Annotated in this window: 10 protein-coding genes; 7 read left to right on the top strand and 3 right to left on the bottom strand. The window is 68.8% G+C overall.

Annotated features, from left to right (window positions below):
- Positions 1–8: 8 nt before the first annotated feature.
- On the top strand, positions 9–338 hold the full coding sequence (locus OG521_00050; GenBank protein ID WUW19266.1) for a hypothetical protein: 330 nt from the start codon (positions 9–11) through the stop codon (positions 336–338).
- A 121-nt stretch (positions 339–459) separates the two neighbouring features.
- Here OG521_00050 and OG521_00045 read toward each other — a convergent pair whose 3' ends face one another.
- Together OG521_00045 and OG521_00040 are read right to left on the bottom strand one after the other, a co-directional pair.
- Entirely contained in the window at positions 460–786 is a 327-nt protein-coding gene (locus OG521_00045) for a hypothetical protein (GenBank protein ID WUW19265.1), read from the bottom strand.
- A gap of 220 nt (positions 787–1006) precedes the next feature.
- Positions 1007–1402 carry a hypothetical protein gene (locus tag OG521_00040; GenBank protein ID WUW19264.1) on the bottom strand — a complete coding sequence of 132 codons (396 nt, stop codon included), beginning with the start codon at positions 1400–1402 and terminating at the stop codon, positions 1007–1009.
- A 2815-nt stretch (positions 1403–4217) separates the two neighbouring features.
- Between OG521_00040 and OG521_00035 the strand changes: the two genes are divergently transcribed.
- The 5 genes from OG521_00035 to OG521_00015 all read left to right on the top strand — a co-directional run bounded on the left by OG521_00035 (position 4218) and on the right by OG521_00015 (position 10911).
- Entirely contained in the window at positions 4218–6440 is a 2223-nt protein-coding gene (locus tag OG521_00035; GenBank protein WUW19263.1) for a helix-turn-helix domain-containing protein, read from the top strand.
- A 12-nt stretch (positions 6441–6452) separates the two neighbouring features.
- The gene (locus tag OG521_00030) at positions 6453–7010 is read left to right on the top strand and encodes an XRE family transcriptional regulator (GenBank protein ID WUW19262.1); all 558 of its coding nucleotides are present in this window, start codon (positions 6453–6455) and stop codon (positions 7008–7010) included.
- A 703-nt stretch (positions 7011–7713) separates the two neighbouring features.
- Positions 7714–9048: a SpoIIE family protein phosphatase gene (locus OG521_00025; GenBank protein ID WUW19261.1), complete on the top strand. Its 1335-nt coding sequence runs from the start codon at positions 7714–7716 to the stop codon at positions 9046–9048.
- An 821-nt stretch (positions 9049–9869) separates the two neighbouring features.
- Entirely contained in the window at positions 9870–10073 is a 204-nt protein-coding gene (locus OG521_00020; GenBank protein ID WUW19260.1) for a hypothetical protein, read from the top strand.
- A gap of 364 nt (positions 10074–10437) precedes the next feature.
- Complete coding sequence (locus OG521_00015; GenBank protein WUW19259.1) at positions 10438–10911, top strand: SLATT domain-containing protein; 474 nt, start codon at positions 10438–10440, stop codon at positions 10909–10911.
- A gap of 219 nt (positions 10912–11130) precedes the next feature.
- Here the strand turns inward: OG521_00015 and OG521_00010 are convergent, their stop codons facing one another.
- Entirely contained in the window at positions 11131–13617 is a 2487-nt protein-coding gene (locus tag OG521_00010) for a Helicase associated domain protein (protein WUW19258.1), read from the bottom strand.
- A 276-nt stretch (positions 13618–13893) separates the two neighbouring features.
- Here OG521_00010 and OG521_00005 point away from each other — a divergent pair, with 276 nt between their 5' ends.
- Positions 13894–14154: a hypothetical protein gene (locus tag OG521_00005; GenBank protein WUW19257.1), complete on the top strand. Its 261-nt coding sequence runs from the start codon at positions 13894–13896 to the stop codon at positions 14152–14154.
- The last annotated feature ends 247 nt before the right edge of the window (positions 14155–14401 follow it).

Below are 14401 nucleotides of genomic sequence, written 5' to 3'. Positions count from 1 at the left end.
TGTCTAGCGTGGATGAGTCCGAGATTATCGGTTCCTGGCGGGGTGAGGATGGGGGAGCTGCTGTTCTTGTTCTGGAGAAGGGCGGAAGGTTTTCGGCGAATTCGTTGAATACCTCCTATACGGGTGGTGCGGGAGTGGAGGTGATTTCGAAGGAAGTAATCAAAGGGAAGGGGGAGTGGTCGCTTGACGACTATGCCGACGAGTGGGTGGTGAACCTAAGATGTGAGTCGGGAGGAACAGTCACGCTTCGAGTGGCTATCCGTAAAAGAGAGCTGGTTCTCTGGGCCTATGTTGGGGATGGAGAGTCATCTATCATAAGAAGACCTGAAAGCGGGTGATGTTGAGGCTGGGGTTTGCCCGCGTATATGGACATCTCTTGAGGGGCAAATCGTGGGATCGGGCGTATAGGTGTCGTGGTCGTGGAAGGCGTAGCCTGGTATTCGCGCCTCATTGACACCGTCACCCAATACAGTGAACTTGCGGAACGCGTTGACGTCGTCGGTCTGAAAAGGGCCTGCGTTTCGGGGGTGGAGCGAGCGGAAGGTCCTTCAGCCTGCGCTGATAGCGGTCGTGGACTCGGTCTGAGAAGCGACCACAGTCTGGACATGCCGCCCCCACCGCGCGGCTTCTCGCCATCACCTCGACCGTGCCGACCGCGGCCGTAACCGCCTCGATGTCCACCTCGTCGATCCCGTCGAACACCAGCGAGTCCCAGAACGGTGCATCGGTCTGCATGACCAGCACGATCACGGTCAACAACTGACCACGGCAGCGGCCGACGGACACCTGAGGGAGCGTCAATTCCGGTGGGGAACTACAGGGCGTACGCGGTCTCGCGCGAACCAGTCTTCTCGCAATCGAACAGCGGGGTAACGCTGAGCGACGACTCCCCAAGATCTGTGCCAGAACCGAGAGCGGACAGCAGATGTTCACGACTTGGGGATGCACCGGAGCCACCGCGAATTCGAACGCTGAATCTCCGACCCGGGAGGCACCCTGGATGTGCTCAGCGGCCGCCCGTGTCCGGGGGCACAGGACGTGGCAGTAGCTGACGCCACTCGCCCGACCTCGCGAGGAGGAACCGGCGGGCAAGAAAACGGATGTCGTCCCACGACGGATCCGTGGCCAGGGCGTTGCCCCAGAGGCCGACGCGGCAGGTGGCGTCGATCTCGCCGAGGCGCTGGCCGATGGCCCGGAGATTACGCATGTCTTCGGGCTCGAAGGCTCTGCGCTCCGCGAGCTCTTCGGAGACACGGCAGAGCAGCTCCACCTCTTCGACGACGTCCTTCGTCTCCAGTTCACGCTCGCCCAGCCAGACAAGCTGATCTCGGGCGTCGGCTGCCAGGAGAGCCATGAAGCGCAGCGTCCAGGTGCGCAGATGCGCCTCGCCGAGATGGTTCATGGTTCCAGGATCGCACCTGCCCACCGCAACCGTTCGATGGTGCGGAGGGTGCCATCGGCCGCCGCGGTGCTCGCGTCAGCGGGAGCTCCGTGCCGTCGTCCACGTCGAACCACGTCACGGACGGCTCTCCGAGCCGGCCGCAGGTCCGGTAGTCGAGAGCGATCCAGCAGTGACCATCACCGGAAAGCAGAACCAGAGGCGAAGGGAGACCCCACTCCTCAACCAGGTAACCCGAGTCCAGCAAAGACGGCTGGCCGTCTTGACGGCCGATGCCCCTGATCTCGTCGAGCGGAACGTGGTCCTCGCTCCACGACGTCGGCACGTCCGTCGGGAACGCGTTCCACGACTCCGCGACCAGGCCACCGTTCTGAACCCGCAGGATGTCCAGCAACGAGGCCGGCAGGCGAACGCCGAGCCGACACTCGGCGTCCTGGATGACCGCGTCGGTCAGCGGAGGCTGAACCCCATACACGCCCTCGCCCCAGAACGTCGTCTTCACCTCATCGAACCGAGCCACAAACGCACCCTATTGACCCAGCAGATCAGCTTGACGATCTATAGGAGCTTCAAAGAGCCACGAGGGGCCATCCGATCCCGACACGTTACAGAGCGTGTGAGCTCCACAGAAGTTGGACCAGAACCCAAGCTCGTGGACAAAGCCCAAGGGACTTCCTGCGTGGCGGATGCGCTGGGCCGCGGCCGTCCAGATGCCCAGAGCTGTACACGCACTCGCGCCGCAGGCTCGCCCCGGTGAGACGGACGCGGTCTCAGTCCTCATCTGGGCCTGGGTCTGTGCAGCGCGGGCGGCCGTGCTGGCCTGCACCGTCACGGCAACGCTCAGCGCCGGCATCCAGGCCCACCAGGGCGGCGGGATCCTGGACTTGATTATCTGCATCCTCCTGGCTCTGTTGGGGCTGACCGTCACGGCATTCCTCCTGGCGACCGCGACCTCGATCGAAACCAGTGTCTGGCAAGCCCTTCTTCTTTTCCCTCGTCGCGTTCCCGGCCGTGCTATCCGCGGGCCTGCTCATTCTGTGGCTCGTAGCTGTCAACCAACCCTGGGAGTGGCTCGTGGACCACCTCGGGGTGATCCGGAGGAAGGGCCATGACTACCCCGGCTGCATCGCTTTTGGTGGCTGTGACCGTGGTGGGTTGTCCCGGGCGCTGAAGGAACTGCCCGATCGTGTTCGGTACCGTTGCCTGCCGACCGGGCGGCTGGGACTCTGGTCGCATGGTCGACACTCACTCGCGCGGGTACCTGTTTGCCGCACGCTGGATGGTCCGGTGCGGAATCTCGTTCTTCGTACTCGGTCTGGCCGGCGTTGCTGGTGCGCATAGCGACGGGGCGATGTCGTGGACGTGTGAATCGACTTGCCGACGCGTGGAAAGCGGGCTGTGGAGCAGCGTTGGGACGGCCGGCGCGCTGAGTACCGTGACAGGGGTGGTGCTGCTGGTTGCGGCGTTCCTGATGGTCATGCTCCGCAGGCCCCGCTCCGAGGGAGGAAGCGATGGAAGGTGATGGGCGCCGCCTGTCTCACACGCAGAGTTCCCAGGCCAAGCGCCTACGCCCGCGTTACCAAACACCCCTGTTGGAATGAAACGCTCTTCTACGCCTTTCGTTCGCGGTTCCGTCGGCTGAGCATTCCGGGGCTCAGCTGCTCATGCCGGGTGGGTTCCCGGAGTCGCGCCCCGACCCGCGGGCGACGTACGCAGGGGACATGAGCGAAGAGCAGACGTCCTGGCATCCGGGCGAGGTGGTGCCGGAGAGCGGGATCTACGAGTGCGACTGCGGCGCGGCCACCACTGGAGCACCGATGTGAAAGGCCACCGATTCCCGCCCCTCCCGGCAGGCTGCCCCGGGGGCTCGTGGAGGCTCCGGACGGAGGCGCACCCAGAGTCCTGACACACCAAAGGCCCTGACTCACCGGGAGGAAGCCCCGCCTGGTGCTGGAGCCCATATCCGTGCGTGACCCCCATCCCACGGCTGAAGCCCCGCCAACGCCTGCGTTCCCACCCACCCCGTTATCCGTGACTTCTGCGGCCCCGACGCCCCGGACGGCACCCCTCTCTGCCCCGGGCACGGCGGCCGAGCCTCGGTGTAGGCGCCGATTGTGGCGTGCCCGCTGCTCGTGTCCCTCGTGTCCCTCGCGTTCTGGCCGGTACTGGAACTGGTACTGGAACTGGAGCTGGTACGGGAGCCGGTACTGGTACTGGTACGGGAGCCGTGCCGGATGCGGCCCTGGCCGTGCGGCGGGTGCCGGGACTGGTCTTCCGTATCCGGGCTCGCCGGTGCATCCGGCTGTCGGCCTCTGTTCAGGCGCTGTGTGCACGGTCTGCCTTTCACGCGTTGTGGGCGAGGGTGGCATCACTGCAGAGCGTCCGGGCCGGCGGGTGCTGTGCCCGGGGGAACTTGGCGCTCCTTCGCCGAGAGCACCGTGTACATCATTGGTTCCGTCCTGACGGATCCCTTCGCGTACACCGGCAGTGCCGGTGCTTCCTGTTGGAGGTGGCATCCCGTTGCCTCGGGCGCGCTTGAGCGATTACTCTCCCGCGGCCCGGAACCGGGGGGTGTGGAGCCACCGGGGGTCCGGAGGCGATGGCGACGCCGGCGGAGGACTTGGCCGGGTCGTGGATGCCGATGCCCTCCCGGGCTCCGGGGGACGCTGCCACCAGTGGTGGCCGGTACGCGCCACCCCCAGGCCGACTCGCGGTACGGGCGGGGATGCCGGGCCACAACCGTCATTTACGTCATCCGTACGCGTTCAGTACGCGAAAGGTGCGCTTCAGGCTAGGGTTGGGGGACTGGAGGTGCTGCATGTCAGAGTTGTTCGATGCGGTTGATGCGCTGGTTTCGTCCCGTTCAACGCTGCCGCCTCCGGCGGAACGCAAGAGGCTGCGCCAGGCGCACGGCCTGACGCTGGACGAGGTGGCCGCCGCTCTGCAGGTGCGCCGGGCCACGGTGTCCGGCTGGGAGGCCGGCAGGACCGAACCGCGGCCGCCGGAGCGTGATGCCTACGCCCGCCTGCTGAAGCAGCTTGCCCAGCTCTACCCCGCAGGCGCCCCGGTGCCCTGTGAGGACACGGCGGTCCCCGGGACGCCTGTCCTCGCAGCCGCTCCTGCGCCAACGGGAGCTGAACCGGCCAAAGCCCGCCCCGAACCCGCAGACCAGGCGCCGGGGCCTGTTTCCGAGGACACCGCGCTGGTCTCTGCCGTCGTGCCGGATCCGGTGGCCACGACCAGGCCGGCACCGCGTCGGCCGCCCGCGCGTAAGGCTGCCCCCGCCGCCAGCGACGGCGGTGGTGGTGATGCACGGTTCGAGAACGGGCCGCTCGCGGTCGTCGACGTCGACGCAGATGGTCAGGTGCTGGCGTACTGCGTCGGGGGCCTGGTCCTGGACGTACCGGCGAAGTCGATCGCCGCTCTGGTGGAGTGGACGCTGAGCCAGGGGCGGCTCGGTCAGCCGAAGTTGTCCGGGCCGGGCAAGGACGGCGATCCGCTGCTCGTGCTCACCAGGGCTGCGCTGGAGTATTACGGCCTGCCGGTCACGCTCGCACCACAGGAGCGCCTGGCCGGGCGGATCCCGGAGGGCCACAAGGTCATCAAGCAGCTGACGCGCGCCAGCTGGCAGCTGACCAAGCGCGGCTTCGGGCCGTGGGCGCGGATCTACCGCCCCGCGCAGGGCTCGGAGCGGGCGTGCGTGCAGTTGTGCATCCCGTCGTGGGACGCGCTCGACACCCGGCACTGGGCGGACACGGGGCAGCTGCCACCGGCGGATCTGGCCCGGCTGCTGGGCACGTATGCGGCCCGGGTGATGACGCCGCGCGGATCGACCGCCGTGACCGGTCTGGAACTGATGACCGCCCTGCATCCGCCGACCCGTGCCTCCGAACCCGATGAGAGGGGCAAGCGGCACTCCGAGCACAACCCCGGCTCGCTGGGCAGGGACCCGGTTCAGTGTGCACCGTGCGAGGCTCCCGACGGCCACCCGCTGCTCGCGGACCTGCCGCGTTTCCACCACCGCACCCCGGCGGAGGTTCTGGTGGAGGAGGCGTACGACTGGGCGCGCCCGCTCACTGACGCCGAATGCCTGCACCGCAACCTGGTGGGCATCGATGTGAACATGGCCTTCGCCGCCGGCGCGAACGGCCTCACGGTCGGCCTGGGCGCACCGGTGCACGTCAAGAACCCCGTCTTCGACGCGAAACTGCCCGGCTCCTGGCTGGTCGACCTGTCCCATGCCGACCTGTCGAGGGTGAAGGTGGCCAAGGACACGTGGGCGGACCTGGACGGCTCGCTGCTGCCCAGCCCGTTCACACCGAAGGGTGAACGGCCCGAGGGCCCGGCGTGGTACGCCACGCCCACCGTCGCCTACGCGGTGGAGCTCGGCTACGACGTGACACCGATCGAGGCATGGGTCCGGTACGACAACGGCCGTTACCTGGACGGCTGGTACCAGCGGCTGCGTGACGCCTACCTGGCTACGATGGCCGACCTCGGGGTGGGCGCCGATCTGTCGCCGGAGGAGTTCTTGAAGGCGATGGACGGCTACCGGCAGCGTGACCCTGAGCTGGCGATCGTGGTGTCCGCGGTCAAGGCGTCCGTGAAGGGCGGCATCGGCAAGCTGCGCGAGCGCCCGCGCGGCGAGGGCTGGAAACCTGGGCAGCCCTGGCGGGCCCTCGCCCGGCCCACCTGGCGGCCGGACATTCGCGCCGCCGTTATCTCCCGGACCCGGATCAACATGCACCGCAAGATCGTCAGGCATGCCGCTTTCACCGGGCAGTACCCGGTCGCGGTCCTCTCGGACTGCGCCGTCTACGCCTCCCAGGGGCCCTCCCCGCTGGACTTCCTGCCCTACCGGGACGGCAAGCCGCTGCCCGGCGGCTTCAAGCTCGGGGTGAACCCAGGCCTGGTGAAGTGGGAGGGCACCCAGAGCGTGCTGTGGGGCGAGGGCGTCCGCGAGCAGTTCCACGCCCCCGAGCTCAACCTCGCCCGGTACATCAAGGACGGCACCGTCACCGACGTCGACAGGGGAGAGTAGGAGAACGCGACGATGAGCCTGTTCGGGGACGGCCTGGAAGCCGCGGTGCAGAAGGCGTTCACCCGCCCGGCGCCGAAGAGCGCGGGCCCGCAGATGCGCTACCTGGTCAAGCAGCTGGGGGGCACCAAGGCGGTCGCCCAGATGCTGCGCATCTCCCAGCGCACCGTCGAGCGGTACGTGAAGGACCAGATCAGGAAGCCCCGCCCGGACCTCGCCGCCCGCCTGGAGCGCGAGGTGAAGGCCCGCTGGCAGCCGCAGATCCGTGCCAAGGCCAAGGCGAAGGCCGCGTCCACGGGCGGCATCGTCGTCGACACCCGCGCCCGCATCGGCTACACCGCACCGATCGGGTCGACGGACCAGGACCGCATCCGCCACCTGACCATCGCCCTGCCGCCCCGCTACGCCGCCCGCCTCTTCGACGCCCAGGAGCAAGGCGCCACCGACCAGCGGCTCCAGGAGATCGCGGCCGAAGCGCTCAAGGAGGTGTACTTCCAGGACGGCGGCCGCCGCGCCGGCAGCCTGGAAGAGGTCCGGTTCACGGACATCGAACACCTCGAGTTCGACCTGTAGATCCCAGCGGAAGGGCCCGAACCGCCCTCTGGGCGCGGGCCCTTACCGCTGCTCCTGGCTTTGCCGAGCCGGTGAGACCGGGAATTGCCGGACTCCGCGCCTGGAATGCGGCCCGTGAATCAGGACTGGATGAGACAGCGGCTTGAGGCGTTCGACAACCTGACCCTGCGCTGCGAACGCAGGACAGGGCCAGGCCCTTACGCGGGTGATCCGGCACTGTATGAGCAACCGCACCGCGCAGAGCCCACGGTCAAGCAGATCCGGCGGCTCCCAGACCCGCAGCTCGCCGAAAAGCCCGGCCTCGGTCAGACGGCAGGCGAAGACCTGGCCCGCAACGAGGTTCACAGAGGCACTGGGCATCCTTGCCGACCTGGACGACCGGGCTGCCCGGCTCCCACCGGATGCGCCCACCCTGCCCGCCGGCCGGCTCCCACCCCTGGGCGTGGGAGCCGGCCGCCGACCTCGCCGAGGACTCCACGAGGGTCCGGGTGACAACGACTGTGATGCCGGCGAACCCAGAGGGTCCGGGTGACAACAGCTGTGATGCGGCGAGCCCACCGCGATCTTGAGCATGTGCCGTCCGATCACTGAGGGGACGTGACTGATCGTGGTCAGCGAGGGCGGGCGACAGGAAGGCTGTCGTGGGGGATGGGGGCGTGATTTGCTATGTGCCCGAACAGGGCCCGAGGGAGTTGCTGGACCGGTGGTGAGCGGGGTGCATTTCGCGGGGGGCGTGCGGCCGGACGGCCTGCCGGCGGCGCTGTCGGATTCGGTGCGGCTCGCAGCGGTGGCGGCCACGCGGTTGCTGGACACCGGGCCGGAGGAGGCCTTCGAGGACCTGGCGACGCTGGCGGCGCGGGTGACCGGCTCCGGGCGGGCGTTCGTGACCCTGGTCGATGCCGACCGCTCATTCTGGAAGACCTGCATCGGCGTGGACGCCGAAGAGCTGTCCGACCGGCAGAACGCGGTGCGCGAGAGCTTCTGCTACTTCCTTGTCGGCCTGGACGGGGAATCCTTCATCGTGGACGACGCGGCCGCTGACCCGCGTACCCGCGACCACCCCTCGCTCACGCCCATGCGCATCGGCGCATGGGCCGGCTACCCCCTTCTGTCCCCGCAGGGGCAGGTACTGGGAAGTCTCTGCGTCATCGACGACAAACCCCGCACCTGGACACCGGGAGATCTGACGACCCTGGCAACACTGGCTCGCTCGGTCTCGGCGGAAATTCACCTGCGGCAGAGCCTGGAATCCTCCCGCCAGGCGCACCGGGTCTCCGCCGATCTCGCCCACAGCCTCCAGCAGGGACTGCTGCCGCCGACACTGCGCCCCGTACCGGGCCTGGAGACCGCTGCGTCCTACCTCCCGGCATCGACCAGCGGACGGGCCGGGGTCGAGGTCGGCGGGGACTTCTACGACCTCTTCCACACCCACGGGCACTACTACGGAGCGGTGCTCGGAGACGTGTGCGGCAAGGGCGTGGCCGCAGCGCAGGTGACCTCGATGGCTCGCTACACGGTTCGGGCCGACGCCGGACAGACACCGTCACCGGCCGCGCTTCTGGACCGGCTGAACACCGCGATGCTGGAACAGCGGGCCCCCCGCTTCCTGACCGCCGTATACACCGCCTTCCGCATCACCCGGGCCGGGCTGTCCGGGCGCATCGCACTGGGAGGCCACCTGCCGGCGCTGGTGCGCCGCGTCGACGGCCGTATCCAGCAGCTCGGAACGCCGGGCACGCTGCTGGGTGTGCTGCCCACCACGCAGCTGACCGATGTGCGCTACCGCCTGGCGCCCGGCGACCTGCTGCTGCTCTACACCGACGGGGCCTGTGAGGGCCGGCCGCGCCCCGGTACCCCGGCCGCCGCCCCGCCGACCTTCGGTGAGGCCGAGCTCGCCGCGGCGCTGGCCGCCACGACCGGCCTGGACGCTGCCGCGACGGTCAAAGAGCTGGCCGCCGTGCTGTCCGATCACCACGGCGGGTGGGCCAGCGATGACACTGCCCTGCTGGCCCTGCGCGTCCCCCCCCCCAGCGCCTGACGGTCTCCACCAGCCCCCAGGAGTGACATGCCGGTCAGATGGACCACGCGGGCGGACCCGACCACGACCTGACCGCCCCCAACGCCCGGTTCCATAGCCCTGACACCTACGTGCTGCCCCCTGAGGCATCGCGGGCCCGGACAGCCATGCGGAATTCGGAACAGCCTTTGCCCGCGCCGCCGCGTCCGGCTACCCCCTGCCCGGCCCTGCCCGGCCCTGCCCGGCCCTGCCCGGCCCTGTGAACGAGACCTTCCTTGGACGGCTGTCCGTCACCTGGCCTTCTCCACGAGACTGGGTTCTGGCACAACTTCCGTGAAACCGTACCGATCTCGGCGTCCGAGGCCGGCGACCCTGGCGAACCAGCAGGCCAGCAGCGCGTCCAGAGGCCAGCGCGAGCCCCGGCCGACGGGGCACGGAAGTTGCGCCAGAGCCCGGGATCCTGCAGCACCAAGGAGCCGTTGGTCCGGGTTCCGGGCCCTGACGTACGTTCGGGCCTATGACGCAGCAGGCCCTGAAAACCCGACCGGTGGCCCAGTGAGCGGCTGGTGGGCCCACCTGGAGGAACGGACCTGCCGGGAGGTGGACGCCGCCGTGCTGCGGGATCGTCGGCTGTCGGCGGTCAGGTCCGTCTGGGAGGCATCGCGTCCGCCGGGGATAGGCCTGCACGAGGCCGAGCGGGTGGCCCACACACGATACGAGGCCCTCGGCGACCGAGTGCAGCACACCCCGCCGGATCCGCTCGACCTTCCGTCACTCGCAGCGCGCGCCGCAGCCCTCCCGGGCCGGGTGGCCGCGGTGGAGGCGTCCGGGAAGGCGACACCGTGCACGACTACTGGTTCGTGCTCCTGGTCGCGGTCCTGGATTCCCCAGACGGGGCGAGCCGCCTGGCGACCGACTACCGCCGCCCTGACGGCTCTCCGCCCGGCATTGCCGCCGCCAAGGCGGGCCGGGCGCCGGCCCGCCATCTTGGCGTGCCATTTCACTTCGCTTCGCCGGATGCCCCGGACGATGATGAGGATCTCTGAAAACGGCCGGCACCCCATTCCGCCGAAGCGGGTGGCAAGGGGGCCGGCCCAACCGAACTTGTATGCCCTGCCGTCGAAATCGGGCGGACGGCCACCGAGCGGGCCTCGCTCCAGGCCACGGCCAACCTGGTCGGACGGCTATGGAACGACAACGCGGACCCCTCGCCGCCGCAGGTGGGTCCGGACAGCACGTGAGGAATACACACGGCCGGGCAGGACGGCCCCGACCGGGGCTGAAGTTACCGAGATTAGGATCCCGTGCATGACTCAGAGGCCCGGAACGGAGCAACAGGCCGTAAGGCAGCAGAGGTTCACAGGCATGCGCCCGACGGAACCGCCTCCGACCGGAGCCGACGCCCTTGAGGTGACCACCCACTACCTGGAACATTTCCGCAGGGAGTACACGCGCACCCGCGAGTTGATGAAGATGAAGGCGCGACGGACCACGGTGGGCATCGCCGCTCTGAACGGAATGATCGCGGTGCTGGGCGTAGCAGTCGCGGCCTGGCGGGCCTACGCTCCCTGGCTCGGGTTGGCCAGCACCGCGGTAGCAGGCGTGATCGGCGTGATCACGGCGTGGAGCGGCCTCATGCGTCACCACGATCTGTGGCAGCAGCGGAGCCTGATCCTTGCGGAACTCCAACGCATCATCAGAAATGTCGAGCGTCGCGAAGCGGCGGGCGAGGACCGGCAGACCATCGCGCAAGAGGCGATGGAACTGCTTGACGCGACACTCAGCCAGGATGCCAGCAACTGGGGCAGCCTCACCCGCACCCCACTGGCCGGAGCCCAGCCACCGACGCTCCCGGCGGCGCCCGGCGACCGCACCCAGGAGTAACGAGGACGCGCCGCGGGCAGACGTGGTCAGCGGTCACACAAGCGCCCAGACGGCCAAGAGGCCCCGCCCCGTGCGCGGCGGGGCCTCTTCGTACAGAGCTCGGAGAGCGCCGGCGCCAACTGGCACACGGGAAAGCTCATCCTCTGCAGGGGCGAACTCTCCCTGGGCGTTAACGAGAAACAGTTGCATGGGCTGCGCTTCGACCCGCCCCGCGCGCTGCTACACCCACCGCATTCCGACCTCGGACAACTGCTCCATCCGCTCCGGGGTCAGAGCGGCGGCCCGGCTGCGCTGATTGTTGACCCACGCCCCCAGGCGGAACTGGTCCTCGTGGCCGTCTTCGGAGAGCACGATCTCCACGTGCTTACGTGGCACCTTGAGGTGTCCCTCGCGCTCGAAGAACTGCCGGGCGGCCGCGAGGTTGGCGACCCATTTATCGGCCTGCGTACGACGCGGCTTCGGCTTCTCTTCCTCGGGCACAGGCGTGACCCCGAGGACCTGCTCGCACATCCACTGCTGCACGCCACTCAGCTGGTCCCACCCGTAGCGAACCGACGTCACCCACCGCCCGAGGTCTTCACCCTGGCGCAGGACCTCGCCCGCCTCGGCGGGCACCGCCTCGCCCGCGTCCAGGTGCATCCGCACGAGGTGGAAGCACCGCTGCCACGTCACGGGCCACGACGGGCACCAGGACGCGTCGATCTCCTCCAGCTGCTCGCGTCGGTCCTCCGACAGCGCCCCGGCCACCGATCCCACCAGCAGGCCCTCGGCACGCCGCTGCTCGTTCTCGGCAGCCTTGCGGGCGGCGGCCCGCGCGTTCTTCAGCCAGATGCCCACCGCCGCGCCCTGGAAGGTGGCGTCCAGCGGGGCCAGGAGGTGGCCGTGTTCGGCGGCCCACCCGCGCGCGGCGGTCAGGCCCGCCTCCCATGCGACGTCGAAGTGGGACCAGATCATGCCGAGCTTCTCCAGCTGGGCGACACGGGCCTCGTCCATATCCCCGCGGGCGTAGAAGCGGCGGGCGTCGGCGGTCCACTGCCCCAGCGGGAACCCGGCGAGCGAGGCCGGCCACCCCTGGCCTTCAGACTCCTGGTCGTTGACGGCCGGGACACGAAACGTGAACGGCACCCGCAGGTCACCGCGCTCGCGGGCGTAGATCACAGCGGCCTCCACACCCCGGCGCCAGTGCTCATGCTCCGGATTGATGACCCGCAGGTTGATGAACGCTGCCAAAGCAGCCGGGTCGCGTGGCGTGGAGAACTTCAGCAGGGCCCTGGCGGGGGAGCTCACGCTCCCGGAGCCCTCGCCGCTCCCCTTGCTGACGGGCTTGCAGGCGCTCGGGGCCTGCTGCTCCGCGAGGGCCTCCACGATCCGCGCGTCGTGCGCCCGCAGCGCCTCCAAGAGCTTGGCCAGCCCGCCGAACGCCCGGGAGGTCAGCATGTTGTCCGCCGTCTCGCCCGGTCCGAGCAGCACCGGCACCACGAGCGAGGCCACCTTGCCCTCGCCCGGCTGCATCCGCAGCGCCCGGCCCACGGCCTGGACCAGGTCGGGCATGGAACCGCGTACGTCGGCCCAGTAGACGGAGTCGCAGTGCTTGGTGTCGACGCCCTCGCCCAGGACCTTCACCGAGCACAGGAAACACTTCTCCACCACGGTGCCATCGGTGGCGATCCCGTCGGCGAACTCGCCCAGCAGACGCCGCCGGTGGAGCGGCTTATGGTCGCCGCACAGCCAGTTTGCCCAGATCGTGGCCGGATACAGCTCAGGGTCGGAGGCATGCAGCTGCGCGGCGACGTCGGGGAGGCCGGCCGCAAACGCCTCGGCCTCCTTCACCATGTGGTGGAAGACCAGCGTGCGGCGGAAGCCCTCCTCCGAGGATGCCTTCACCAGCGCGGTCTGGAGAGCGGCGAGCCGGGCCCCGCGGACCTCTGCCGAGCGGCCTTCGGCGCCCAGGAGCTGCGCGGCCTGGAGCGCGGTGTCGGTGACGTCCACGCATACAACCTGGTAGGGGGCACAGATTCCCCGGTCGATGGCCTCCGAGAGCGTCAGCGTGAAGCAGCGGCTACCGAAAGGCCCGTCCGGGTTGTCGTCCATGCTCGCGACCAGCTCGCCCGGTGCGCCGGTCTCGTCCTCGTCCCCGAGCTGCCACAGCCGGGGCGTGGCCGTCATGTAGAGGCGGCGCAGGGACGGAATCTTCTGGTTGTCGTGGACGACCGCCCACGGCTTCCCGATCCGGCCAGAAACGCGGTGGGCCTCGTCCACGACGATCAGGTCCCAAGCCGAAAGGCCGGCGACGTGCGCCCGCTCCAGCGTGCCCAGACCGAGGCTGGCGTACGTGGCGTACACGGTGACCTTGTCCAGGCCACGGGTCCACTCCACCAGCTCGTCCACGTCCGTGGTGTTGGGGAAGGACACCTCCTCGCCCCGCAACGAGGACACCCCGATCACCGGCCCCCGGCGGCCCCCCTCGCGCCATGCTGACTCCGTCTGGGCGAGCAGGTCAAGAGAGGGCACGACCACCAGCACCCGGCCCGCACGGAGCTCCTCCGAGCTGCGGACCGCCACGAGTGTCTTCCCGGACCCGGTCGCCATGATCACCTGTGTACGCAGGCCCTGCCCGAGCACACGTGATCTTGCAGGGATTTCGAGCGCACTGCACACCGCATCGACCGCTTCACGCTGATGAGGCCTCAGCTCTCTGGCCGGCACGCCACTTCCCTCCGGTACCACGCTCACCAACTCACCTCAAACACCCACAGAAACAAGATGAGTTGCCAATCCGAGCCGCACACGATCCAGCCCGGCCGCCTGCGCACCCCGTAAACCGCAAGTGAAACAGCAGAGCATGCAAGGTGTTTTGGTGCACCCTCATCAAGTGTCCTGCCTCATTCCAGAGTCTATCTCAACTAAATTTTGAAGCACTCACCTTTACAGTGGCTCGTACGACACAGTTTCGAACCGCCTCCCGGGGGCAACCGGCCTGTCATGGAAACCAACGAAGGCACCGAAGAAGCGGTCACCACACAGGGGGACGAACATCACGTCGTCCTCAGTGCTGACACCAACGGCGACGGAAAACCCGACGTCTGGATGACAGACACCACCGGCGACGGCACAGCCGACCTCTACCAGTTCGACACCACCGGTGATGGGGAGATCGACGTGACGGTGGTCGAGGGAGCCGAGGAGCCCGGCACCGACCGGCTCGTGGTCGAGGGTGATGGCGGCCACCCCCAGCAGGAGTGAATCCCCGCCCGATTCGTGGCCACCACCGCAAGGCTCCCCGGCTCGGACCGTTCCTGCCACCGCCCTGGAAAGAGGCGGAGGGACCGCATCTGCTCCCGGGGCGGATGCGGGCCCGGGGATGTGGAGCTGGCTGGGACGAGGTGGCCTGACGGGCGGCAGGGAAAGTGCTCGCGGCGATCCTTTGCGTGGCACACCGATACCCCCTGCCCTGTAGCCAGCTGCCCGGCGGAGCCGGACTGGTCCGGGA

This window comes from Streptomyces sp. NBC_01463 (genome assembly GCA_036227345.1).
Classification (GTDB): Bacteria; Actinomycetota; Actinomycetes; order Streptomycetales; family Streptomycetaceae; genus Streptomyces.
The sequence above is the reverse complement of the archived record's forward strand: the minus strand, read 5'-3'. Positions and strand labels throughout refer to the sequence as shown.

Bases quoted from the DNA above. Each gene is read 5' to 3' on its own strand.
- OG521_00040 (WUW19264.1), bottom strand. From the start codon at position 1,402: ATGAACCATCTCGGCGAGGCGCATCTGCGCACCTGGACGCTGCGCTTC.
- OG521_00035 (WUW19263.1), top strand. From the start codon at position 4,218: ATGTCAGAGTTGTTCGATGCGGTTGATGCGCTGGTTTCGTCCCGTTCA.
- OG521_00030 (WUW19262.1), top strand. From the start codon at position 6,453: ATGAGCCTGTTCGGGGACGGCCTGGAAGCCGCGGTGCAGAAGGCGTTC.
- OG521_00005 (WUW19257.1), top strand. From the start codon at position 13,894: ATGGAAACCAACGAAGGCACCGAAGAAGCGGTCACCACACAGGGGGAC.